Origin of the sequence: Psychrobacter sp. NPDC078501 (assembly GCF_044900935.1) — a bacterium.
Lineage (GTDB): Bacteria > Pseudomonadota > Gammaproteobacteria > Pseudomonadales > Moraxellaceae > Psychrobacter.
Genome location: NZ_JBJDOS010000004.1, coordinates 278,035 through 299,833, shown reverse-complemented (window position 1 = coordinate 299,833; position 21,799 = coordinate 278,035). Strand labels below are relative to the sequence as shown.

Genomic DNA, 21,799 nt, shown 5'->3' with positions numbered 1-21,799 from the left:
TTTACCCCACTTCTTTATGATGTAATGACCGTTAAAGTATTTTATGTTTTAAATAAGCGCGTGCTGAGCATCATCGCTTTGCAATCCGTATGAAGATAAGAGACTACCCATGCACGATGATAATATAGAAGTATTACGAGCGCGTGTTACTGCAGCAAATCCAAGCCTCAACACTGCTGAAAATAACAATCAATGGTGGCTACTAGGGACCTCTGGTTGTCATTTGTGTGATATCGCTGAGCAAATACTTGCACAGTTTCAGTCGGTACAGCCAATCACTTACCAAAATGTCGATATTGCAGAATTTGATGAGGCGCTTATGATGGATTTTGCCACGTCTATCCCTGTGATTTTGACTCCATCAAAACGATTAGACTATCCATTTTCAGTCATGGATTTACAGCAACTGTTAGCTCACAACTAACGGCACTTTGTTTTGATGTTATAGAGCTTTTAAATTTCTTATATTAGAATATCTACCGCTAATTTTAGCTAGTATGGTATTTCAATATTTGCTAGACTACTTTTATATTCTGTTTGGTAAATTGATTATACTAATGCTAATGATTTACTGATCAATAATCTCAACTCTCTAACCTTGCACTCTGTTAAATCATATACATACAATTCTCAGCGAAAGCACCTAAGAGCAACTATTAGGGCGTGTTTAACACGCCTTAATAAATATAGTTAGCTGAATGTAAAACTGTTATGGATTTAAACGCGCTACTGGTATAAATTTTACTTGCGTGCTGCGTTCCCAGAGGCTGCGCAAAATTCATCCCAGTATCGCTATGACATTTTTAGAGTGTATCGACTATAGTAATAACTTAGTATGACTTTAAAACCAGTAAAAAATAAGCTGGTATACACAACAATAAGGACTGTTAATAACAATAAGGACTGTTAATTATGTACACTTTCTTAGCCTTAGCGCCAATTCTCGTTGTATTCATACTACTCATAGTTATGCGCCTGCCAGCTAAGATATCTATGAGTATTGCCTATTTGGTGACAGCTCTGCTAGCCTTTTTCATTTGGCACGCTAGTGGTGCTCAGGTAGCGGCTGCTACTGTTAATGGGATTATTGTGGCACTTACTATTTTATTCATTGTATTCGCAGCTATTTTACTGCTGAATACGCTGAAAGAAAGCGGCGCTCTTGTCGCCATACGTAAGGGCTTTATGGATATTTCACCTGATAGGCGCGTCCAAGCGATCATTGTGGCATGGTTGTTCTGCTCTTTAGTAGAAGGTTCATCAGGATTCGGAACACCATCTGCAGTGGGTGCTCCGCTGTTGTTGGCTTTAGGCTTTCCAGCGATGGCATCGGTCATGGTTATTCTTATCATTCAATCTACACCCGTATCATTCGGTGCAGTTGGTACGCCTCTACTACTTGGCGTTTGGTCTGGTATTACTGATAAACAAGATTTAGCACAGTCCATTGCCCCTACTACTGCCGAAAATTATTTATTACAGATTACAGCTAACGTAGGCCTTGTACATGCGCTTATTGGGTTTTTGATACCTTTAATTTTAAGTGCTTTTTTGACAAGGTTCTTTGGTGAAAAACGCTCCTTCATAGAAGGGCTTAAAGTATGGCCATTTGCCATTTTTGCAGGTCTTTGCTTTACTATTCCTTATTTTTTGGTTGCTAAATTTCTAGGGCCTGAGTTCCCTTCACTCATTGGCGGTTTCATTGGGTTGTTAATTGTACTTCCCGCTGCTAAGCGTGGTTTTTTGATGCCTAAAGATACTTTTGATTTTGCCCCTCGCGCAAAATGGGACAAAGACTGGCTGGGTACTTTAGACGAGGTAAAATATGATGATTCAGCAACCCCAAAGTTCTCTTTAATTCGTGCATTTTCGCCCTATTTCATTGTGATTGCCTTATTGGTCATAACTCGAGTGATTGCACCACTCAAAGCTTTTCTGGTAGGGGATTTAACAACCATTAGCCTTACTAATCTTTTTGGTACAACAATCTCTAGTAAGATACAGCTCGCCTATTCTCCTGGTAGCATTCTAATTATTACTTCTTTATTATGTATTTTACTGTTCAAAATGAATAGCCAAGCGGTAAAGCGCAGTTGGAGTAACTCGGCAAAGACCATGGTTGCTGCCGCACCAGCTTTGCTATTCTCGGTGCCTATGGTACAAGTATTCATTAATTCAGGCTCAGCCGCTGAAGTCGCTACTGCGCTACCGGCTATGCCAATATTACTGGCTGAAAGTGCTGCCGATGCTTTTCAAAATGCGTGGCCGCTAGTGTCTCCATGGATTGGGGCAATGGGTGCTTTCATCGCCGGTTCAAATACTATTAGCAATATGATGTTTTCATATTTTCAATGGTCAACAGCCAATCAGATCGGACTCAATAGCGACCTTGCAGCACAAGTAATAGCCTTGCAAGCTGTGGGTGGTGCGGCTGGTAACATGATTTCGGTGCATAATGTGGTAGCTGCTTGCGCAGTAGTCGGCTTGGTGGATAAAGAAGGCTATGTGATTCGCAAAACACTGCTAGCGATGATTTATTATGTCGTGCAAGCAGGTTTGATCGGTATGGCTATCATCTTCGGTCAAATATGGTGGTGGGCTTTAGCCGTTCTCTGGCCCATAACATTCTTTGGACTGATGTCTTTTTGTGGCAAATTTTCCCGTAGAAAACTGAATGGACGATAATCAGGCAAGCTGACGCTATTAAACTAGATCTAGTAGCGTTAGGTTAAGGTTGCCTTCTAGTTAAAACATAACAGCAATAAGAGATAAACCTATGAAAGACTTAACTAAAATCACCGAAATCGAAGATCTGCGCCGCGTTGCTGAGCGTAAAGTGCCGCGTATGTTCTATGACTATGTCGATTCAGGCTCGTGGACTGAGACCACCTATCGTAATAACGAGACTGACTTTGACCGTATCAAGCTGCGCCAGCGCGTATTGGTCGATATGGATAACCGCAGTCTGGCAACGAGTATGATCGGTGAGCCAGTCAAGATGCCTGTAGCCATCGCCCCAACGGGTTTTACCGGCATGATGTGGGCAGATGGTGAGATACATGCCGCACGCGCCGCTGAAAAATTCGGCGTGCCCTTTTCACTATCGACCATGAGTATCTGCTCTATCGAAGATGTCGCCACTCATACTAGTAAGCCGTTTTGGTTTCAGCTGTACGTGATGCGTGATCAAGCATTTATGGCCAATCTGATTCGCCGTGCCAAAGAGGCCAATTGCTCAGCACTTATCTTGACCGCCGACTTACAAGTGCTTGGACAACGTCACAAAGACATTAAAAATGGTCTATCCGCACCGCCTAAGCCAACACTAACCAATATCATAAACCTCATGACCAAGCCGCAATGGTGTATGAATATGCTGGGCACCAAACGTCGCACGTTTGGTAATATCGTCGGTCATGCACAAAATGTTGAGGATCTGTCATCACTCTCTGCTTGGACGGCAGAGCAATTCGATCCGCGTCTGAGCTGGGACGATGTGGCGCGTATCAAAGACATGTGGGGCGGTAAACTTATCATAAAAGGTATCATGGAGCCTGAAGATGCTATTATGGCAGCTCGCAGTGGCGCGGATGCCTTAGTCGTCTCAAACCATGGCGGTCGTCAATTGGATGGCGCGTTATCTTCTATCTCTGCCCTCGCAGACATCGTACAGGCAGTACAAGCCGAAAACAGCGATATCGAGGTATGGCTAGACAGTGGCGTTCGCTCTGGTCAAGATGTACTAAAGGCTATCGCATTGGGCGCAAAAGGCACGATGATCGGTCGCGCTTTTCTCTACGGATTGGGAGCGTATGGTGAAGACGGGGTGCGCCGCGCGCTTGAGATTATCTATAAAGAGTGTGATATATCTATGGCATTCTGTGGTCATACCGATATCAATACTGTCACGGATAATATCTTGGTAAAAGGCACGTATGAAAACCTCAAAGTGGGTCGTTTTTAGAGCGGTTTAATGTCTAGCGATCGACGTTTAAAACTGGCTATACATAACATAATTTGCTCATACCCTTTATACTGTCTCTATAACTTTTTGATGACAGTTAGCCTTTATGACCATTCAACAATTATTAAAAACAGCGCCCGTCACTACCCTGCTATTAGCCAGCTTTATCGGGCTATTTGTCATGCAGCTAGTCACGGGCGTCGATGCCAATAATCCCTCAACGGAGTCCCTGCTAAACTGGGGCGCAAACGCTCTGCCTTACACCATGCAGGAACAGCCATGGCGATTGGTCAGCAGTGCGTTTTTGCACATTGGTCTCATGCATTTATTGTTTAATGGCTTTGCGATGTATTTTTTTGGGCAGATTGCCGAGCCGATGTTTGGCTCAGCCAAGTTCTTAGCGTTATTTTTATTGGCGGCAATCGGTGGTAATTTACTCAACAGTTATGTCACGTGGCAAGATATCATCGCAGGTACCGGGCAGCCTGGTATATCAGCTGGCGCGTCAGGCGGCATCATGGGTATTGGCGCGGCATTATTAATCGCGGCACTATTTAAGATATCGGTCAATGGCATGGTGCTCAATCTCAAAAGCCTGATATTTATCATGGGCATCAACCTCGTCTATGGCTTTGCCGTACCAGGGATTGATAATGCGGGTCATATCGGCGGCGCACTCACTGGGCTCGTGATTGCCTTGGCTTTTGCGATTGGTTACCGTCAGCGTCTAGCCGTTGCTCTGCAAAACGCGGCGATTCAGCAGCGTAATTTCAATCCTTATCAAACCAGCTATCAGTATAATAGTCAATATAGTGGCCAGTATAGCGATCAACTTAACAATCAAGGGCATTATGATGCCGAACATAATGACCAGTCGCCTCACCTTGGTACCAATTCAAGCGAGCAAGATACTGCGTTTAACGACCATGATCTGAATACTCCAAATACGCATCGTGATGCTGCCAACAGCGTGACTGACATCCATTCACCGTTAGATAATAGCGCATTGCATAATACGGCTATTGAACCCAAAGCACTGAAGAAAGCCTCCACTATTTGGCAGCTATTACCTTGGATGGCGATGCTGCTTATCAGCATTGGCTTTGTCTGGTGGTGGCAAGATATTCATCAGCAAATCCTACAAGTACTAAAAGCCATTGAGTAAATGCTCATAGTTATCTATCATTGCTATATAGCTGCCGAAAACCGCATACTGATTCGTTTTATTGCTTCCCATTTTAAACACGTTTTGTCCAATCGCACCACTCAGTTATTTATACTCACTTACGAGACCCAATTATGTTAAATCTTGCCGCTCTCCCTAACATCACTACACGTACTATGGTTAGTGCGTTAACCGCTACTGCTCTACTCAGTGTCGCTAGCTTGTCTAACGCTGCTATTTTTAATGAAAACTTACCGACTGACAAGGACGCTGAGTTCAGCGTTGGGGTCAATGTCATGGCGGTCAATTCAGCCTACGATCTCGAAGACAACACTGAAGTGCGTGTGCTGCCAGGGGCGTTTTATGACAACAATCGAGTGTATTTGCGCGGCGCGCAAGCAGGTGTCTATGCAATCAATGATGGCGTCAATCAGTTTTCGGCCTATGCCAAGCTAGCAGGTAGCGAGTTCGATCCTGATGATGCCAATGGCGCGCTTCAAGGGCTTGATGAACGTAAGGCATCAGCAGAGGCTGGTCTTAGCTATCAACGCCGCACCCCTATCGGCGGCTTTCGCGCGCAGTTCGGTACGGATGTGCTCGATCGTAGCGGTGGCAATACAGCTCGCTTGACGTATCTTGCTCGAATCACCAAAGACAAGCTCACCGTCTATCCAAGCATTGGTTTTGAGTATCATGATGCTGACTACAACGAATACTATTATGGCGTCAGTGAAGAAGAGTCAGCAGAGACAGGTGTTGCTGCTTATAAATCTAACTCAAGCTTGAACCCTTATGTGAACATCAGTGCCAACTATGATTTCAATGATCGCTTTGCAGGATTTGCCAATCAAAACCTAAGCTATGTGCCAAACGAGCAATACGATAGCCCAATGGTTGACTCACGTACTGAGTCAACAACGACACTTGGTTTGCTTTATAAGTTCTAATTGAGCTTGGCTTTTCATGAAAAAAAAGACCTTACCATGTAATGTGGTAAGGTCTTTTTTTGGCTGATCACTTTATTCAACGGGTGAGATAGATTATTACCTGCCCTACCTTATGACTCTGTAGCGATCTTACTTGAATTATTTTCAAGTTTATTAATGGCTAATTGAACCAAAGCACATAAAGCATAGTAATTCATTTTATTAGAAGCTCTGTTTGCAGGATGCCAATAGTCAATGTAAAGAACACCTTCTGATAAGTAAGCTCTATCAGAAATTTTATGGTGTGAAATTTTTGTCCTTATTAGAGACCAAGTATTTCCACAAATCACTATTTTCGGTTGAATTATTGCAATTTGTTCAGAAATTAAATCCCAATCTTCTTCCACATATCTTGCTAAGTTTTTGCTACTAGATTTTTTTGCACCACTACTTTTTTTGATGTTGATAATAGATGAGGATAATAAAGCAAGCTTTACATCGGCTCCATCTTCTTGAAAAGGTATAATCTCTTTATTTTTCATAAGACCATGAATACCATATACCCATTGCGCCATAGGTTTGAAAGTTCTGCCAGAAACCTTCTCACGACGTATCAATGTTGGCAAATCCCATGATCCTTCAACTCTTTTTGAGTCATAAGCTTCTTTAAGCAAAAATAATACTTTATTTTTAGACTTATTCCAAAGCTCCTTATCAATTACTCCATCTGTTATGAATAGTTTACCCTTATGCGACTCTCTATTTTTCCAATCACCAAATAGTACTTCCAAAAAATGTCTCCTCACAGTTATATAATATATAAAAAATACAGCATGCCTTATAAGACTGAATAACTCTTTTCTTAAAGTATACCTGTTAATAGGTTTAATGGATTTCTATATTGGCACGTTTAGTAGTCATCATTAGGATTTAAAGATATTCCCACTCTGTGTCCGATTGACTGAGCAAAATAGGAGATAAAATCAAAATAAGCTCCGAAAACAAAAAAGACCTTGCCACATTACATGACAAGGTCTTTTCACTATTCTAAGAAAGTATTAAATAACCTACTTAGAATTTACCATATCAGCAGAAACAACCCACTCATCAAACTGAGCTTCAGTTAATAGATTGCGATACGTTAAACGCGATCACTAGCTTATAGACGTTTAGCTCTAAAAATCAAGCGTACTCAATAAGCTCAATAGAATCTAAGCATTACTTTTTAGGTACTCTAACATAGTGTCTGCATCTGATACTTCAAATGGGTCTATTGGACAGTTGTCGCCAAAATCAGCTTCCTTAAACACTTTTTTAACTTCTTTATTGTCGACAACCATCGAATAACGCCATGAGCGCATACCAAAACCAACATTACTCTTATCAACAAGCATGCCCATTTTACGAGTGAACTCACCATTACCATCAGGAAGTAAGAAAACGTTTTCACGGTTTTGCTTTAGACCCCATTGGTACATCACGAACGCATCATTGACAGAAATGCAAACTATTTCATCTACGCCTAATGCCTTAAACTCATTATAAAGCGCTTCATAACGAGGGAGATGGCTGGTCGAACAAGTTGGCGTAAATGCACCTGGTAGAGAAAACACGACCACTTTTTTATTGGCAAATAACTCATCTGTGGTTAGATCATACCATGTGAACGGGTTGTCTCCTCCAATAGAGTCATCACGAACACGAGTTTTAAAAGTCATATCAGGTACATGGGTAATCATTGTCTACTCCAAGTTAAGTTATTGTCTTTTTTATTTATAAATTCTCAGTCGAACAAATATGACGCTGCTAACAGAAAGACGAGTGAAAATGGCACTTATCGTACATTAAGCGAGCCTAACGCCGTAGCAGGTCACTACTTGGTCTACTGCTTACTTAGGATGTACCATATCAGCAGGAATGACCCACTCATCGAACTGCGCTTCAGTTAATAGCTCTAGCTCAACCGCCACTTGCTTCAAAGTTTTGTTTTCTTTATAAGCAGTTTTAGCAATTTTTGCTGCATTTTCATAACCGACATGACGGTTCAATGACGTTACTAGCATCAATGAGTTGTGCAAGAAGTCATCGATTTTGTCTTTTACTGGCTCGATACCAACGGCACAGTTTTCGTTGAAGCTATTGCACGCATCGCCAAGCAGTTTGATAGACTGTAACAAGTTAAACGCGATAACTGGCTTATACACGTTTAGCTCAAAGTTACCTGATGCGCCAGCCATGCTGATAGTTGTGTCGTTACCCATAACCTGAGCGACAACCATGGTCATTGCTTCTGACTGCGTTGGGTTTACTTTGCCTGGCATGATAGAAGAGCCTGGCTCATTTTCAGGAATCGTCAACTCGCCCAGACCACAACGAGGACCTGAAGCCAACCAACGTACGTCGTTAGCGATTTTATTTAAGCTAGCTGCTAGCGTTTTTAGTGCGCCTGACGCAAATACTTCTGCATCACGAGCGGCCAGTGCTTCGAATTTGTTTGGTGACGTAACGAATGGTAAGCCAGTCAAAGTCGCTAGTTGCTCAGCTGATTTTACCGCATAATCAGGGTGGGCGTTTAGACCAGTACCAACCGCCGTACCGCCTAGTGGCAACTCATATAGACCTTGTAGCGCGTTGTCGATACGAGTCAATGAATGGTCAAGTTGGCTCACATAACCGCTGAACTCTTGGCCTAAAGTCAAAGGCGTCGCATCTTGTAAATGCGTACGACCGATTTTTACAATGCTATCAAACTCTTTTGCTTTTTTGTCCAACGTATCACGTAGTGCTTGTACCGCTGGGATAAGCAAGCTATTGATCTGACGCGCAGCAGCCACACGAATTGCCGTTGGGAAGCTGTCATTGGTAGACTGTGCATGGTTCACATGGTCATTTGGGTGAATTGGCGTGTAGCTGCCGCGCTCAGAACCAGCGATTTCGTTGGCACGGTTGGCCAATACTTCGTTCATGTTCATGTTTGACTGAGTGCCAGAACCTGTCTGCCATACGACCAATGGGAACTGATCGACCAGACCACCATTGATGATTTCGTCAGCAGCTTGTACGATGAGATCACGTTTGTCGCCTTCGATACGTTCTAGGCTTGCGTTGGTAATTGCAGCGGCTTTTTTGACCAGTGCCATCGCTTCAATCATTGGACGCGGCAAAGTCTCGCCACCGATTTTGAAGTTTTCGCGGCTACGCTGAGTTTGCGCACCCCAATAAGCATCAGCTGGGACTTCTACGTTGCCCATGGTGTCTTTTTCGGTACGAGTTGCCTGATTCTGTGTCGACATAACTACCCTCTTGTCTGGTTTGTTGTTGTGTGGCTGAGCCATAAAAAATGCAACATCCACTGCACTTAAAAGGAAAATACGATATAAAGTGGCGTTATGATAGCATGACTAGGACGTGTTGAATATTCACAAATCGCCTTGAGCGATGCCTAAAAACGAATGTCTAAAAACGCCTGTCATCACCAATCTGATACTTCATTGGATAAGATACCTATGCACTCTGAAACCATGCACCCTAAACCAATACGCCCTGAACCAAATAACCTTGATTCAAATAATTCGGACTTAAAAAACGCTGAAACATCTGAATCTGTCATCAGCAATCCGCCTAGACGACACTTTACTCGCCAACGCCGTCAGTTGAGCGATGGAGAACGTAGACAACTTGCTCAGTCTGCAAGCTTACATTTGACCAAACTACAGCAGCGACTGCCTACACATGCGCGTGTTGGACTGTACTATGATGGCTTTGGTGAGCTACCTACTCAGTCACTATTGGATTGGTGTCAACGCTTAGGCTATTTACCTTATTTACCTGTTGTCGGTTCACTTGGTCGTACTAGCAATGGCAATGATGATAAACGATTGCGCTTTGTGCCTGTTTATCATTCAAAATTGATCAACATACCGACGCGTATCCATCGGTTAGGTATGAAGCAAAACCATCATCGCCGTCTACTTTGGGCGTGCGAATTGGATGTCATTATCTGCCCACTGGTGTCGGTTGATCTAAATGGTAATCGTATGGGCATGGGTGGCGGGTTCTATGATACGACCCTTGGGAAAAGTTATCGCTCAGGGGCTTCAAGGCCGTTAAAGATAGGCTGGTGCTATGATTTTCAAGTGGTTGAACAATTAGCGCGTCAACCGTGGGATGTGCCACTAGATGGCTTAATTACGCCAAGCGGCATAAGGTGGTTTTGATGAAAGATGATGAACAATTTGAAAAAGACTCTAGCGCTGCTGATTCCAGTGCAGACAGTGTGGATGAGTATTTACAAACGTTAGGCAATGAGGACGCTAGGGAGCAACGCTACTACAGTCAAGAGCAACCCTTTAGCGCTGATGAAATGACACGGCTCGTCAATGAAGAACGCTTAAATGAATTGCTAGCGCAAAGCGATGCGTTTTTGAGTAGTTTAAGTGACGAGTTGAGAGATTTTGAGGACAACAGTCATTGATATTTATTTTCAATTAAACAGAACTATTGTTTAAATTCAGAGTCTATCTTACTATGGATAATAATGATAATTATTATTGAATAGGATAGCAACTCTAGTGACAACTCTCTCTGTTAAGAAGTCTAGATCGTTTTATGTACTGACAGCTGCCCTGTTTTTTTGGATAGGAGTAACAATGTTTGGTATTTACTTTTGGGAGTATGATGATTCTGAAAGCTTAATATCATTCCTTTACTTTCTCTCCGCTTGTATTTTATTTATTCTCGCTAGCTATAGAGAAAGACAGTTAGAAAAAAAGCGTATATATGATAATAACTTGTTATCCATCAATAGCTTTTCAGCGCAACTGAATGCAGAAAATGAGCAACTAACTTTGGTTTCCGATAAAAACTTTTTATGGTTATCAACTTTCACTTTTTACGCTATATTAATCCTACTAATACTTTCCGTAGGTTTGCTGTTATACGGTTATATAAATGGCGATCTAGAGTATGGCATCTTTGTCTTTATTTATCTTGAACTCTTCTTTATGCACTCTATTAATAAAAACAGTAAACAAATAAAGCAGCGTATCTACGATAAAAAAATATCGTAGATACGTAGAAATCGATCAACTCGCTATGCATATACGCTACCAATCACAACACCATCGCCGCAATCCAACCAAACGCCAGTAGCGGAATATTGTAATGCAAGAATGTCGGTATCACACTGTCTTTGATATGGTCATGCTGTCCATCAATGTTTAGACCAGAGGTTGGCCCCAATGTCGAGTCTGACGCAGGCGAACCGGCATCCCCAAGCGCGCCAGCCGTACCAATAATCGCAACCGTTGCTAATGGCGAAAACCCTAATGAAATACACAGCGGTACATAAATCGCGGCCAAAATAGGAATGGTCGAAAATGAAGAACCAATGCCCATGGTCACAATCAAACCAATCAATAGCATAATAAATGCCGCCATCGCTTTGTTACCAGCGAACAGTGATGCTGCTCCATCGACCAATGGCTGAATCTGCTCAGTGGCTTTCATCACTTCAGCGAAGCCCTGCGCGGTAATCATAATAAAACCAATCATCGCCATCAGCTTGATACCGTCATTAAAGACGCCATCAGCATCACGCCACTTCACTACGCCAGTTGCCATAAAGACACCGAAGCCAAACATTGAGCCAAGTAGTAGCGAATCAGTATATAACTGCACCACAAAAGCAGTCACGATAGCAGCCAGTGCAACCAGCGTCTTTAGCTTGCTTTGCGACTGTGCGCCAGCAGCCGTTTTGCTTAATGCATCACCTTCTACTACTGCATCATGCGCTTGCTGATCTAACGCAATCTGCTGATACGCACGTGGCTTACGGTAGCTGATAAATACAGCAACCAGCAAACCAATTAGCATGCCCAACGCAGGAATTGCCATGGCTTGCACCACAGAGATATTGGCAACATCAATACCCGCTTCACCCACGTTTTTTAGCATAATCTGATTGAGGTAGATATCACCAAACCCATAAGGGATGAACATATAGGTGGTGACCAGTCCGAAAGTAATCAGACAAGCAATCAAGCGTCTATCAATCTGCATGCGATTAAATGCTAACAATAGTGGCGGTACCAGTAGCGGAATAAAGGCAATATGAATAGGGATTAAGTTTTGGCTGAAGCAGCTCATGGTAATAAGGCCTGCAAACAGCATATACTTAATCATGCCACTCGTACCCGCAGCATCAATACGTTTGATGACCGCACCTGCCAATGACTGCGGCAAACCTGAATGAGCAATCGCTACCGCAAACGCTCCAAGCAGTGCATACGACAGCGCAATCTCTGCGCCATTACGGATGCCTTCTTGAAAAGCATTGAGCGTATCAGTAATACCAAGCCCTGCCAGCAGTCCACCTGCTAGCGCCCCGATTAATAAACTGAGCACCACGTGCACTCGCGAAAGTGACAGTCCTAGCATAATAATAACTGCTAGCAATACTGCATTGATGGCCATGTGTTGCCCCTTGTTCTTTATACTTTGGTCTTAGTGAGACCTATGAATATTGAAACTAATGAATATCGCTCTGTTGTCTAAAACGTCTCAATATGAGAGCCTGTTTTAGACGCGCGCCAGTTTACCTTATTTTGGGTATAAAGCCTACGCATAGAACCGATTAGACATCATCATAAGCAGCCAAATATCATTTACACATCTAAACCCTCTTCTCTAATTTCTGACTGTTTTTATCCTTCATAGACCAGTTATACCGTTGACGACATGTCATTGGTAACATTGATTGCATTAATAACTGGACGCTCAGACAACTATTTAACAAAGATAAGCAGGCGACTTCACCATTCAGCCTTGCAATTTTTTTCGTGAGCACCATTTATCTAAACATGAACCACGAACTTGACTTTACAAGTCTGGGGAACGAGGAAAAACATATGAGTGAACATAATATTGATAAAGACAACATCGACATCGATTTATCATCTGCCCTGAACACTGACACGACGTCTGATGTAAATACTGACACTGACGCTAATATCAGTGCTGACGCGAATAATGAGACAGAAAGCTCATCTACGGATGCGTCAAATGCCTCGTCTAACGCTGTCAAAGACAATGAAGATGAAAGCTATCTGCCACTGCTGGCATTACGTGACGTCGTCGTCTATCCACACATGCAGATTGCATTGTTTGTGGGACGTGCGCCATCGGTGAAAGCAGTTGAGCTGGCACAAGCTGAGTATGGCAACAAAGTATTGGTAGTCGCGCAAAAAGACTCACTGACCGAAGATATTGATCAAGATAACTTGTATCAGTACGGTACGGTGTGTCGCATCGTCAGCACTATGCCACATGACAGCGATGAGAACTGCATTAAAGTATTGATCGAAGGTCAATACCGCGCTCGTGTCGATAACATAGAAGGCCATGATGATTTATTGATGGCGAGATTTGAACGTGCCGACCTTGATGTCAGTATGGATGAGAGCCAACAGAAAAACACCATTCAAGCGTTAACTACACTATTCGAAAGCTATGCAGATGCGCGACTTCGCAATGTACGTGAGCTGACTCGTGTGGCTAAGCGTATCGACGACTTGCTTGAGTTGGTTTATTTCATCTCAACTCGTGTGTCGATGGATCTTGATATCAAGCAGTCTTTCCTAGAAGAAGACGATATCAAAACGCATATCAACACTTTGACTGAATATCTGGTCAAGCAAAGTGCTGAGCAAAACATCGAACAAGATATCCAAGATGCTGTCCGTCAGCAAATGGAAGACAATCAGCGCGAATACTTCTTGAACGAGAAGATGAAAGCCATCAAAAATGAGCTGTCAGATATGAATGACGGTGCGTTCGACGGTGAAGATGATGCGGCTGAGCTAGAGCAGCGTTTAGAAGATGCTGACTTGCCAGAAGATGTGCGCAAAAAAGCGGAACAAGAATTCAAAAAGCTCAAAATGATGCCACCTGCATCAAGCGAATCGTCAGTGGTGCGCAACTATATTGAATGGATTTTGGACACGCCGTGGAATGCGACGACCAAAGTATCTATCAATCTAGACAAAGCCAAAACAGTATTAGACGAAGACCATTATGGTTTGCAAGATGTAAAAGACCGCATCTTAGAGTACCTCGCCGTGCAATCACGCGTGAAGAAACTTCGTGGTCCAATTCTATGTCTCGTCGGTCCTCCAGGTGTTGGTAAAACTTCATTAGGCGAATCTATCGCCCGTGCCACGGGTCGCAAGTTTGTACGTATGGCGCTTGGCGGCGTACGTGATGAAGCCGAGATTCGTGGTCATCGCCGTACTTATATCGGTGCAATGCCAGGTAAAATTGTTCAGTCATTGGCAAAAGTAGAAGTCAAAAACCCACTATTCTTATTGGATGAAATCGATAAGATGGCGCAAGACTTCCGCGGTGATCCAGCGTCAGCATTGCTTGAAGTATTGGATCCATCACAGAACGATACGTTTAACGACCATTATTTAGACATGGACTTAGACTTGTCGCAAGTGATGTTCATCTGTACTGCCAACAGCATGGATATTCCAGCGGCGCTTCTTGATCGGATGGAAGTCATTCGTCTGCCGGGTTATACCGAAGAAGAAAAAGTTAATATCGCACAGAAATACCTAGTGCCAAAAGCGATTAAGCAAAACGGTCTCAAAGAAGGTGAAATTGAGATTGTTGAAGCAGCATTGCACAGCATCGTACGTAGCTATACTCGTGAAGCAGGTGTCCGTAACCTTGAGCGTGAAGTGAACAAAATCTGCCGTAAAGTGGTTCGCGGTTCGGTTGAAACTCATGGCGCGCGTGCTCCGAAAAAAGCAGAACGTCAGCTAGTGACCGTCGATGACAAAAATATCGATGACTATCTAGGTGTACATCAGTATGACTACGGTCTGGCTGAAGAAGAGCCTGAAATTGGTCGTATTACTGGTCTTGCATGGACTCAGGTCGGCGGTGAGCTATTGACCATCGAAGCGGTCGGTATGAAAGGTAAAGGCGAGCTTAGCTTTACCGGTTCACTAGGCGATGTAATGAAAGAGTCGATTCGCGCGGCTATGAGTGTGGTTCGTGCTCGCGGTGATAGCTTAGGTATCGACTACGAGACGTTTAAAACAACAGACGTCCATGTCCATATGCCAGAAGGCGCCACACCAAAAGACGGCCCGTCTGCTGGTGGTGCACTGACGACAGCGCTCGTCTCTGCATTGACAGGTATTGCTATCCGTCCAGATATTGCGATGACAGGTGAGATTACCTTACGCGGTAAGATATTACGTATTGGCGGTCTCAAAGAGAAGCTACTCGCAGCACATCGCGGCGGTATCAAGCACGTCTTAATCCCAGCGACCAATGAGCGAGATTTGGCTGACATCCCTGATAACGTGAAAGAAGGCTTAACCATTCAGCCAGTCGCCACGATTGAGGAAATCTTAAAGGTTGCTTTGGTCAGTATGCCAACACCAATCAAACCTGCCAAAGTGACCGTTGATAAAACTTCTGGCAAAGCACTGCACAATTAATTGAACCTTTATTAAACTCGTCCTATAGATTAGGAAGCCGCTCATCACAATGATGGGCGGCTTTTTTACGCTTGTTTATTATTCATTTGCTTGCAGTTCGTAGCTTTCTTAGTAGGTTTCTCACGCATTTAAAGCCATTTAATTTCAAGGGTTATTTATATTGTCTCGTTTTTCAAACCCATACGATACTTACATTTATTAACTGATTGTTTCGCATTTGATGAATAACTATAGAGTTAGCTTGGCTATACTGACTCCGATGTTAACGAATATTGACACCGATTTTCATAGAACAATAACGATAGATATTCGTGGCTTTAATGAAGATTAAAAATAACAACTCAAACAATTGGAGATAATAATGAATAAGACATTACTTGCAAGTACCCTATTATGCGGTTCAGCGTTAGCAATGACTGGTTGCCAGACCGTAGAGAGTCAAATGCAAACGGGTAATCCTTTAGCACAGCCGACGCTAAAATCAACCATACAAACAGTAGATGGTGAGAAGAAAGAAGTTGGTCAAGTTTTCTTACGTCCAGTCGATGGCGGCGTCCAAGTTTACGGTAAACTTACTAACCTACAGCCAGGTAGAACTGTCTCATTACATATCCACGAAACAGGCAGCTGTGACGTTATGGGTAAAGCAGCAGGCGGTCACTTCAACCCAGATAACAAGCCACACTCTAATCCAGATGATATGAATGGCCATGCTGGTGACTTGCCAAACTTAACTGCTAATGAAGATGGTGTTGCTACTATTAACTATGTGAATAAGAAAATCGCAGCGACTGAAGCAGGTAAATATAGCGTAAATCGTTTGGCCTTTATCGTACATGCTGGCGTTGACGACTATACCAGTCAGCCTTCAGGTAATGCAGGCGATCGTATTGGTTGCGGTATCATCGTAAAAAACTAATATTGACCAAACCTATGGACTTAGGCTAAGTCTGCAAACGTAGACATGGCTTAAAAGAAATATTATAAGCAAAAAAAACCCTCTTAAATTATAAGAGGGTTTTTTATTGGAAGTAACTTTTGGGTTTGTTTAAGCCAATATAAAGCTAATACGAGAAAGACCAATGCAAATTGTACCTGTAGCACATTGAATGAGTCTGACGCTATAAAAGCATTATATTGGATTTAACTATAGTTACTCCTCTACCCATTCACCTTTACGCCAGTACACACCCCAACGTGTGGCCTTGCCGTTTTTCTCAGAGCCAATATACTGCTCTTTTTTCTTACGTGACCAGCGTAAGATCGTTGGGTTACCTTCAGGATCTTCATCTGGTCCTGCAAATAGATACTGGAACTTGTCTTCCATTTTATCTTTGATTTCTCGTAGCTCAGCCAGCTTTGGCGGACGTGTCTCGCGCACTTTTGGAAACTTAGACGCTGCTAAGAACATCCCAGCCGCCCCTTCACGCAAAATGAAATAATCGTCATGCTTGGTCGACTTTAGATCTGGCAGATGGATTGGATCCATACGCGGCGGCGCTGCTTCGCCTGTTTTTAGTACCTTGCGCGTGTTATCACAGTTCTGACAAGCAAAGTACGGACCAAAGCGTCCTGTTTTAAGCTCCATCTGCCCATCGCACTTGTTACAGTCAATGGTTGGTGCATCTGAGCCAGGAACTTCAAACTTGCCTTCTTCTAGGATATAACCATCGCAATCAGGGTTGTTACCGCAAATGTGTAGTTTGAGACCACCATCTACGATGTAACCATTCATCGCCGTGCCACATTTCGGACAGCGTTTTTTCTCCATCAAATCTTTAACTTCTGCCGCTTCGTCATCACCTTCCGCATCATCTAGATTGGCGAATGCTTCAACTGGCATTAGATTTTTGGTACCTTTACAACGTTCTTTCGGCGGTAGATTGTAGCCAGTACAGCCTAAAAATACACCTGTTGACCCTGTACGCAATTGCATCGGACGATCACAGATATCACAATGGACATCTGGCACATCAGTCGGATCGTTTGGACGCATGCCGTCTTTTTCTTTGGCACGCTCTAGAGTGGTTTTGAACTCACCATAGAAGTTATCAAGCACATCTTTCCAATCTTGATCACCTTCTGCCACATGATCGAGCTTGTCCTCTAACGCAGCAGTAAAGGTATAATCCATTAAGTCTGGGAAGCTAGCTGTCAATCTATCAGTGACGATATCACCCATTTTTTCGGCAAATAAACGCTTGTTTTCAAGCTTCACATAACCACGATCTTGAATGGTTGAGATAATTGAGGCATACGTCGATGGACGACCGATACCTTTTTTCTCAAGCTCTTTTACTAGGCTTGCTTCAGTATAGCGAGGCGCAGGCTTAGTAAAGTGTTGACTCGGATCTAACTTATCTAGATTTAACTTATCGCCTTTTTTGACATCAGGCAGTAACGTGTCGTCAGTCTTGGCCGGTGGCATCACTCTTGTGTAGCCATCAAACACCATGGTACGGCCACGGGCTTTTAGCTCGATATCATCTGCGCCTACAAACAGGTTCACTGACAGATACTTGGCAGGTAACATCTGACACGCCACAAATTGACGCCAGATTAGCTCGTATAGACGTATTGCATCACGCTCAACACCTTTGAGCTGCGTTGACTTCATATTGACATTAGAAGGACGAATCGCTTCATGCGCTTCTTGTGCGCCTTGCTTGTTACCATAGAAATTTGGTTTTTCTGGTACGTATTTTGCGCCATAGCTGTCTTCGATATGACCACGGACAGCAGCAAGCGCGTCGCCTGATAAAAATGTCGAATCGGTACGCATATAAGTAATATGACCCGCTTCGTATAGACGCTGCGCCAAAATCATGGTTTTCTTAACAGAGAATCCTAAGCGCGTGCTAGCAGCCTGTTGCAAGGTCGAAGTAATAAACGGTGCGCTTGGACGTGATTGCGTTGGTTTTTCTTCACGCTCTTTAACGATAAAGTCGCTTGCTTTGAGTACCTCTAAGACTTTATCGGTCTGCTCTTTATTACCAAGCTTTAAGGTTTTTCCACCTTGTTTGGTCGCCTCTAAACGTATACCGATTTGCTCGGCGTCTGAGGTTTTTTTGGCTTTGCCATTGGCGATGTGTGTATCAGCATGAATCTGCCAGTACTCTTCTGGAATGAACGCGCGAATTTCATGCTCACGCTCAACGACCAAGCGCATAGCGACTGACTGTACACGACCTGCCGACAGCCCTCGAGCAATCTTTTGCCATAATAATGGCGATACCATAAAGCCGACAACACGGTCCAAGAACCGACGCGCTTGCTGCGCGTTCACGCGGTCAATGTCTAATTTCGAAGGCTGCTTAAACGCACTTTGAATAGCTGACTTGGTAATCTCGTTAAAGACCACACGTTGATACTTGCTATCAGGGCCACCGATGACTTCTTTTAGATGCCAAGCAATCGCTTCCCCTTCTCTATCCATATCCGTTGCCAGATAGATTTTGTCAGCGTCTTTGGCTAATGCTTTAAGCTCTTTGATGACTTTGGTTTTGTTTGGTAGTACTTCATAGACTGCTGCCCAGTCATGCTCTGGATCTACACCCATGCGGCGTACCAGTGCTTGCTGCGCTTTTTCTTCTTTGGTCAGACTGTCATCTTTTTTAGCGGTCGTTGCTTTCTTTGCGCTTTTGCTCGCACTGACCGGCAAATCACGGACGTGACCGATACTTGAGCGCACAATAAAGTCATCACCAAGGTATTTATTAATCGTTTTTGCCTTGGCTGGTGATTCTACAATCACCAAAGACTTACCCTTTGGGCTGTCAGCAGCTGGTGCTGGACTTTTTTTGGTTGTGGTTTTTGCCATGTTTGACGACACCATAATATAAGTAAATTAAAAGTAAGATTAAATTCAGCAGCACGGCAATTTATGGAAGCTGATACTCATGGTTTGACCATGGTTCAGCTATTTATAGTAATAATCGCTGCTGATAAAAAAGGTTATAAAACAAATAATAACCATAAAATAAAGATATAGTTATAAAGACGTTACACTGCTAAGCGTTAAACTGTCAACTTTAAATAATTGGAATATGACAAACCGCTTGCATATTGCCCTTTAATGGAGACGAAAAAACGCTTTACTAGGTTTATGCTTTTTTTTGCATCTGTAGCGCCCACTTCTCAAGGTTTTGTTTGAGCACTAATAAGTCCGCTTCGATCCGTTTTTGATGATACGTAGGATTAGATGCTGGACGTACATAAGCAATATCTTCCCAATAAATAATAATGCTATTGGCCTTGGTCAATAGACCTTTAACAAACGGTTCGATACTTACTGGCAGCTCTAACGGCACTTGATCCAAGCTAAAATCAGTCTTTTTAACCGTCGGATTATTGCTGATTTGACTAGAACGAATCGCACTGGGAATAGTAAGCGTTTTATCATCTGTACTGGTATCAACAAAACTACTGTCTGGTCGCCACTGTCCATCAATCACTTGATAACGGGTATGCGGCAGTTTAGTGTTTTCAAATATCAGGCAGTACTGTCCAAGCATACCGCGGCCATACTCATTGTCACGGCCTTTGATCCAATCAGGGCACGAAACGAGCTTTGGATTGAGCTGTAAACGACGCGCGGTCATACGCAGCTTATCCAAACGCTGATCGATACCGTTCGGTTTGAGCGCCATCATACTCCCTAATACGAATAGTACAATGATAACGCCAATCAATGTTCCCATGATGGTCTGGCCTTTTGACTAAATGAAAAAGATACTAAGAGATATAGCGATAAATATCGCTAATGAACCGCTATTTATAAATAGTACATATAGTTTTGCGATTAGTACGATAATAAACAACGATATATAAGGGCTTATAATGAGCACGAACCGTTAAAAATCAAGCGTAGTCGTCCAATCGCGGTGCAACAAGTGCTTTTAAAGCATAAGATAATTTAGCAGGTTACGCTATTAAATCAGCTATTTAGCGTATATAAAATCACCGAACACAGCACGCTATAAAAACCAGATACGAAAAGTGGTCAGCCCAAAAAAGTGCTATGATAAACCATAATTTTAAACGCGCGCAGGTTTATTATGAATTATCTTATTGAGTCAAACTCATCGGGCGCTTATCACGCTCGCAAGCTGATGAGTAAAGTCATGAGCAAAACAGGCATGAGCCTATCGCTACTTGGCGCGGTCGTACTGACATTATCAGGCTGTGCCACGACTCAGAGCCTAACCCCGCAGCAGTGTCAAAGCAGCAACTGGCAAGAAGTCGGCTACGCTGATGGCTCACAAGGTCGTTCAGGTGCTTACTTCGGTCACTATACCAATAGTTGCGCCAGTGTCGGCGGTGCTAGCCCTAACCGTATCCAATGGGAGCAAGGCCGTCAACAGGGTCTCAAAAACTACTGTACTGAACTGAATGCTTATAAGCTCGGTCGCGAAGGCTATGACTGGCAACCTGTCTGTCCGTTAGAAGGTATTGAGAAGTTAGAAGAAGCTTACTCTCAAGGGCGCTACTACTATATCCGTCAGCGCGATCTCGACTACTTACGCTCACCTTACCCATTTGACTACAGACATGCAGGTTTCGGTTACGGCTATCGTCCATTTGGCTATGGCTGGTAAAAAAAGAAAACCTCACTAACGACTTAATTTGAGGTTTAAGTAGTTAATGAGGTTGGAGAAAATTTTATTATTTTAATTGTTTTTATTATAGCGGTGCTGGTTGTCTTACTGGTCGGGCTATTGATTTATCTAGCCAGTTTTCTCATATAAAGTTAAAGCTACTAGTACTAACTCACAGTGCTTAAACTATTCAATGCTTAAGTTATTCAGTATTTAGCGACTAAGCTACTCATTCACAAATGCGATTTTGGTCAGTCCAGCGTTACTTGCCGCTGCTAAGACTTGAGCAACCGTATCGTACTTGCCTTCTTTATCCGCACGTAACTGTACCGCTGGGTTCTTACCAGTCGCGCCTTGTTGCTGCAAGCGTGTCTCTAATTCTTCCATGCTGATTGGGTCACTATCCCAGAATATCCCCGCGTCTTTATCAATGCTGACTTGAATCGCTTCTGGCGGCGTTTCATTGAGCGCGGCACTAGTCTCTGGCAAATCTAAAGGCACTGTCGGATTCAACACGGTCGCTGTCAATAAAAATATAATCATCAATACCAGCATGATATCGATAAGCGGAATGAGGTTCATCTCATCCATGCTTCGTACGTCATCATCACCCAATTGAAATGCCATAGTTACTC

The 21,799-nt window shown here is 43.2% G+C and carries 18 protein-coding genes; 11 read left to right on the top strand and 7 right to left on the bottom strand.

What is annotated here, in order from left to right:
* The first annotated feature begins 109 nt into the window (after positions 1 to 109).
* The 5 genes from ACI2IW_RS09520 to ACI2IW_RS09500 all read left to right on the top strand — a co-directional run bounded on the left by ACI2IW_RS09520 (position 110) and on the right by ACI2IW_RS09500 (position 6,076).
* On the top strand, positions 110 to 424 hold the full coding sequence (locus tag ACI2IW_RS09520; RefSeq protein ID WP_238052112.1) for a glutaredoxin family protein: 315 nt from the start codon (positions 110 to 112) through the stop codon (positions 422 to 424).
* A 488-nt stretch (positions 425 to 912) separates the two neighbouring features.
* Positions 913 to 2,685 carry an L-lactate permease gene (locus ACI2IW_RS09515; RefSeq protein ID WP_093071257.1) on the top strand — a complete coding sequence of 591 codons (1,773 nt, stop codon included), beginning with the start codon at positions 913 to 915 and terminating at the stop codon, positions 2,683 to 2,685.
* Between the two features lie 91 nt (positions 2,686 to 2,776).
* Positions 2,777 to 3,964 carry an L-lactate dehydrogenase gene (locus ACI2IW_RS09510; protein WP_404693502.1) on the top strand — a complete coding sequence of 396 codons (1,188 nt, stop codon included), beginning with the start codon at positions 2,777 to 2,779 and terminating at the stop codon, positions 3,962 to 3,964.
* Between the two features lie 106 nt (positions 3,965 to 4,070).
* Positions 4,071 to 5,129 carry a rhomboid family intramembrane serine protease gene (locus ACI2IW_RS09505; RefSeq protein ID WP_404693501.1) on the top strand — a complete coding sequence of 353 codons (1,059 nt, stop codon included), beginning with the start codon at positions 4,071 to 4,073 and terminating at the stop codon, positions 5,127 to 5,129.
* 134 nt (positions 5,130 to 5,263) lie between these two features.
* A complete protein-coding gene (locus tag ACI2IW_RS09500; protein WP_404693500.1) occupies positions 5,264 to 6,076 on the top strand; it encodes a MipA/OmpV family protein in 813 nt (270 codons plus the stop codon).
* Between the two features lie 110 nt (positions 6,077 to 6,186).
* Here ACI2IW_RS09500 and ACI2IW_RS09495 read toward each other — a convergent pair whose 3' ends face one another.
* From ACI2IW_RS09495 to fumC, 3 genes are all read right to left on the bottom strand, one after another.
* Positions 6,187 to 6,846 carry a hypothetical protein gene (locus ACI2IW_RS09495; protein ID WP_404693499.1) on the bottom strand — a complete coding sequence of 220 codons (660 nt, stop codon included), beginning with the start codon at positions 6,844 to 6,846 and terminating at the stop codon, positions 6,187 to 6,189.
* 420 nt (positions 6,847 to 7,266) lie between these two features.
* A complete protein-coding gene (locus ACI2IW_RS09490) occupies positions 7,267 to 7,794 on the bottom strand; it encodes a peroxiredoxin (RefSeq protein WP_404693498.1) in 528 nt (175 codons plus the stop codon).
* Between the two features lie 150 nt (positions 7,795 to 7,944).
* Entirely contained in the window at positions 7,945 to 9,348 is a 1,404-nt protein-coding gene (gene fumC, locus ACI2IW_RS09485; protein ID WP_404693497.1) for a class II fumarate hydratase, read from the bottom strand.
* Between the two features lie 213 nt (positions 9,349 to 9,561).
* On the opposite strand from fumC, the gene ACI2IW_RS09480 reads away from it, so the two are divergent.
* The 3 genes from ACI2IW_RS09480 to ACI2IW_RS09470 all read left to right on the top strand — a co-directional run bounded on the left by ACI2IW_RS09480 (position 9,562) and on the right by ACI2IW_RS09470 (position 11,124).
* Positions 9,562 to 10,272 (top strand): 5-formyltetrahydrofolate cyclo-ligase, encoded by a 711-nt coding sequence (locus ACI2IW_RS09480; RefSeq protein WP_404693496.1) that lies wholly within the window; start codon positions 9,562 to 9,564, stop codon positions 10,270 to 10,272.
* A complete protein-coding gene (locus ACI2IW_RS09475; RefSeq protein ID WP_404693495.1) occupies positions 10,272 to 10,529 on the top strand; it encodes a hypothetical protein in 258 nt (85 codons plus the stop codon). Before ACI2IW_RS09480 ends, ACI2IW_RS09475 begins: the two co-directional genes overlap by 1 nt.
* Before the next feature lie 97 nt (positions 10,530 to 10,626).
* Positions 10,627 to 11,124: a hypothetical protein gene (locus ACI2IW_RS09470; RefSeq protein ID WP_404693494.1), complete on the top strand. Its 498-nt coding sequence runs from the start codon at positions 10,627 to 10,629 to the stop codon at positions 11,122 to 11,124.
* A 43-nt stretch (positions 11,125 to 11,167) separates the two neighbouring features.
* Here ACI2IW_RS09470 and ACI2IW_RS09465 read toward each other — a convergent pair whose 3' ends face one another.
* Entirely contained in the window at positions 11,168 to 12,529 is a 1,362-nt protein-coding gene (locus tag ACI2IW_RS09465) for a Na+/H+ antiporter family protein (RefSeq protein WP_227684752.1), read from the bottom strand.
* A gap of 434 nt (positions 12,530 to 12,963) precedes the next feature.
* Here ACI2IW_RS09465 and lon point away from each other — a divergent pair, with 434 nt between their 5' ends.
* Both lon and ACI2IW_RS09455 read left to right on the top strand, forming a co-directional pair.
* Positions 12,964 to 15,567, top strand: coding sequence for an endopeptidase La (gene lon / locus ACI2IW_RS09460; protein WP_404693493.1), 2,604 nt, complete (start codon positions 12,964 to 12,966; stop codon positions 15,565 to 15,567).
* 361 nt (positions 15,568 to 15,928) lie between these two features.
* Positions 15,929 to 16,486: a superoxide dismutase family protein gene (locus ACI2IW_RS09455; RefSeq protein WP_179797811.1), complete on the top strand. Its 558-nt coding sequence runs from the start codon at positions 15,929 to 15,931 to the stop codon at positions 16,484 to 16,486.
* A 234-nt stretch (positions 16,487 to 16,720) separates the two neighbouring features.
* On the opposite strand, the gene topA is transcribed toward ACI2IW_RS09455, so the two are convergent.
* Complete coding sequence (topA, locus tag ACI2IW_RS09450) at positions 16,721 to 19,387, bottom strand: type I DNA topoisomerase (protein WP_404693492.1); 2,667 nt, start codon at positions 19,385 to 19,387, stop codon at positions 16,721 to 16,723.
* A 283-nt stretch (positions 19,388 to 19,670) separates the two neighbouring features.
* Positions 19,671 to 20,267: a hypothetical protein gene (locus tag ACI2IW_RS09445; RefSeq protein WP_404693491.1), complete on the bottom strand. Its 597-nt coding sequence runs from the start codon at positions 20,265 to 20,267 to the stop codon at positions 19,671 to 19,673.
* A 357-nt stretch (positions 20,268 to 20,624) separates the two neighbouring features.
* Here ACI2IW_RS09445 and ACI2IW_RS09440 point away from each other — a divergent pair, with 357 nt between their 5' ends.
* Entirely contained in the window at positions 20,625 to 21,164 is a 540-nt protein-coding gene (locus ACI2IW_RS09440) for a DUF2799 domain-containing protein (RefSeq protein ID WP_404693490.1), read from the top strand.
* 225 nt (positions 21,165 to 21,389) lie between these two features.
* On the opposite strand, the gene ACI2IW_RS09435 is transcribed toward ACI2IW_RS09440, so the two are convergent.
* Positions 21,390 to 21,791, bottom strand: coding sequence for a biopolymer transporter ExbD (locus ACI2IW_RS09435; protein ID WP_025651314.1), 402 nt, complete (start codon positions 21,789 to 21,791; stop codon positions 21,390 to 21,392).
* Positions 21,792 to 21,799: the final 8 nt, after the last annotated feature.

Bases quoted from the DNA above. Each gene is read 5' to 3' on its own strand.
- ACI2IW_RS09520 (WP_238052112.1), top strand. From the start codon at position 110: ATGCACGATGATAATATAGAAGTATTACGAGCGCGTGTTACTGCAGCA.
- ACI2IW_RS09515 (WP_093071257.1), top strand. From the start codon at position 913: ATGTACACTTTCTTAGCCTTAGCGCCAATTCTCGTTGTATTCATACTA.
- ACI2IW_RS09510 (WP_404693502.1), top strand. From the start codon at position 2,777: ATGAAAGACTTAACTAAAATCACCGAAATCGAAGATCTGCGCCGCGTT.
- ACI2IW_RS09505 (WP_404693501.1), top strand. From the start codon at position 4,071: ATGACCATTCAACAATTATTAAAAACAGCGCCCGTCACTACCCTGCTA.
- ACI2IW_RS09500 (WP_404693500.1), top strand. From the start codon at position 5,264: ATGTTAAATCTTGCCGCTCTCCCTAACATCACTACACGTACTATGGTT.
- ACI2IW_RS09490 (WP_404693498.1), bottom strand. From the start codon at position 7,794: ATGATTACCCATGTACCTGATATGACTTTTAAAACTCGTGTTCGTGAT.
- fumC (WP_404693497.1), bottom strand. From the start codon at position 9,348: ATGTCGACACAGAATCAGGCAACTCGTACCGAAAAAGACACCATGGGC.
- ACI2IW_RS09480 (WP_404693496.1), top strand. From the start codon at position 9,562: ATGCACTCTGAAACCATGCACCCTAAACCAATACGCCCTGAACCAAAT.
- ACI2IW_RS09475 (WP_404693495.1), top strand. From the start codon at position 10,272: ATGAAAGATGATGAACAATTTGAAAAAGACTCTAGCGCTGCTGATTCC.
- ACI2IW_RS09465 (WP_227684752.1), bottom strand. From the start codon at position 12,529: ATGGCCATCAATGCAGTATTGCTAGCAGTTATTATTATGCTAGGACTG.
- lon (WP_404693493.1), top strand. From the start codon at position 12,964: ATGAGTGAACATAATATTGATAAAGACAACATCGACATCGATTTATCA.
- ACI2IW_RS09455 (WP_179797811.1), top strand. From the start codon at position 15,929: ATGAATAAGACATTACTTGCAAGTACCCTATTATGCGGTTCAGCGTTA.
- topA (WP_404693492.1), bottom strand. From the start codon at position 19,387: ATGGCAAAAACCACAACCAAAAAAAGTCCAGCACCAGCTGCTGACAGC.
- ACI2IW_RS09445 (WP_404693491.1), bottom strand. From the start codon at position 20,267: ATGGGAACATTGATTGGCGTTATCATTGTACTATTCGTATTAGGGAGT.
- ACI2IW_RS09440 (WP_404693490.1), top strand. From the start codon at position 20,625: ATGAATTATCTTATTGAGTCAAACTCATCGGGCGCTTATCACGCTCGC.
- ACI2IW_RS09435 (WP_025651314.1), bottom strand. From the start codon at position 21,791: ATGGCATTTCAATTGGGTGATGATGACGTACGAAGCATGGATGAGATG.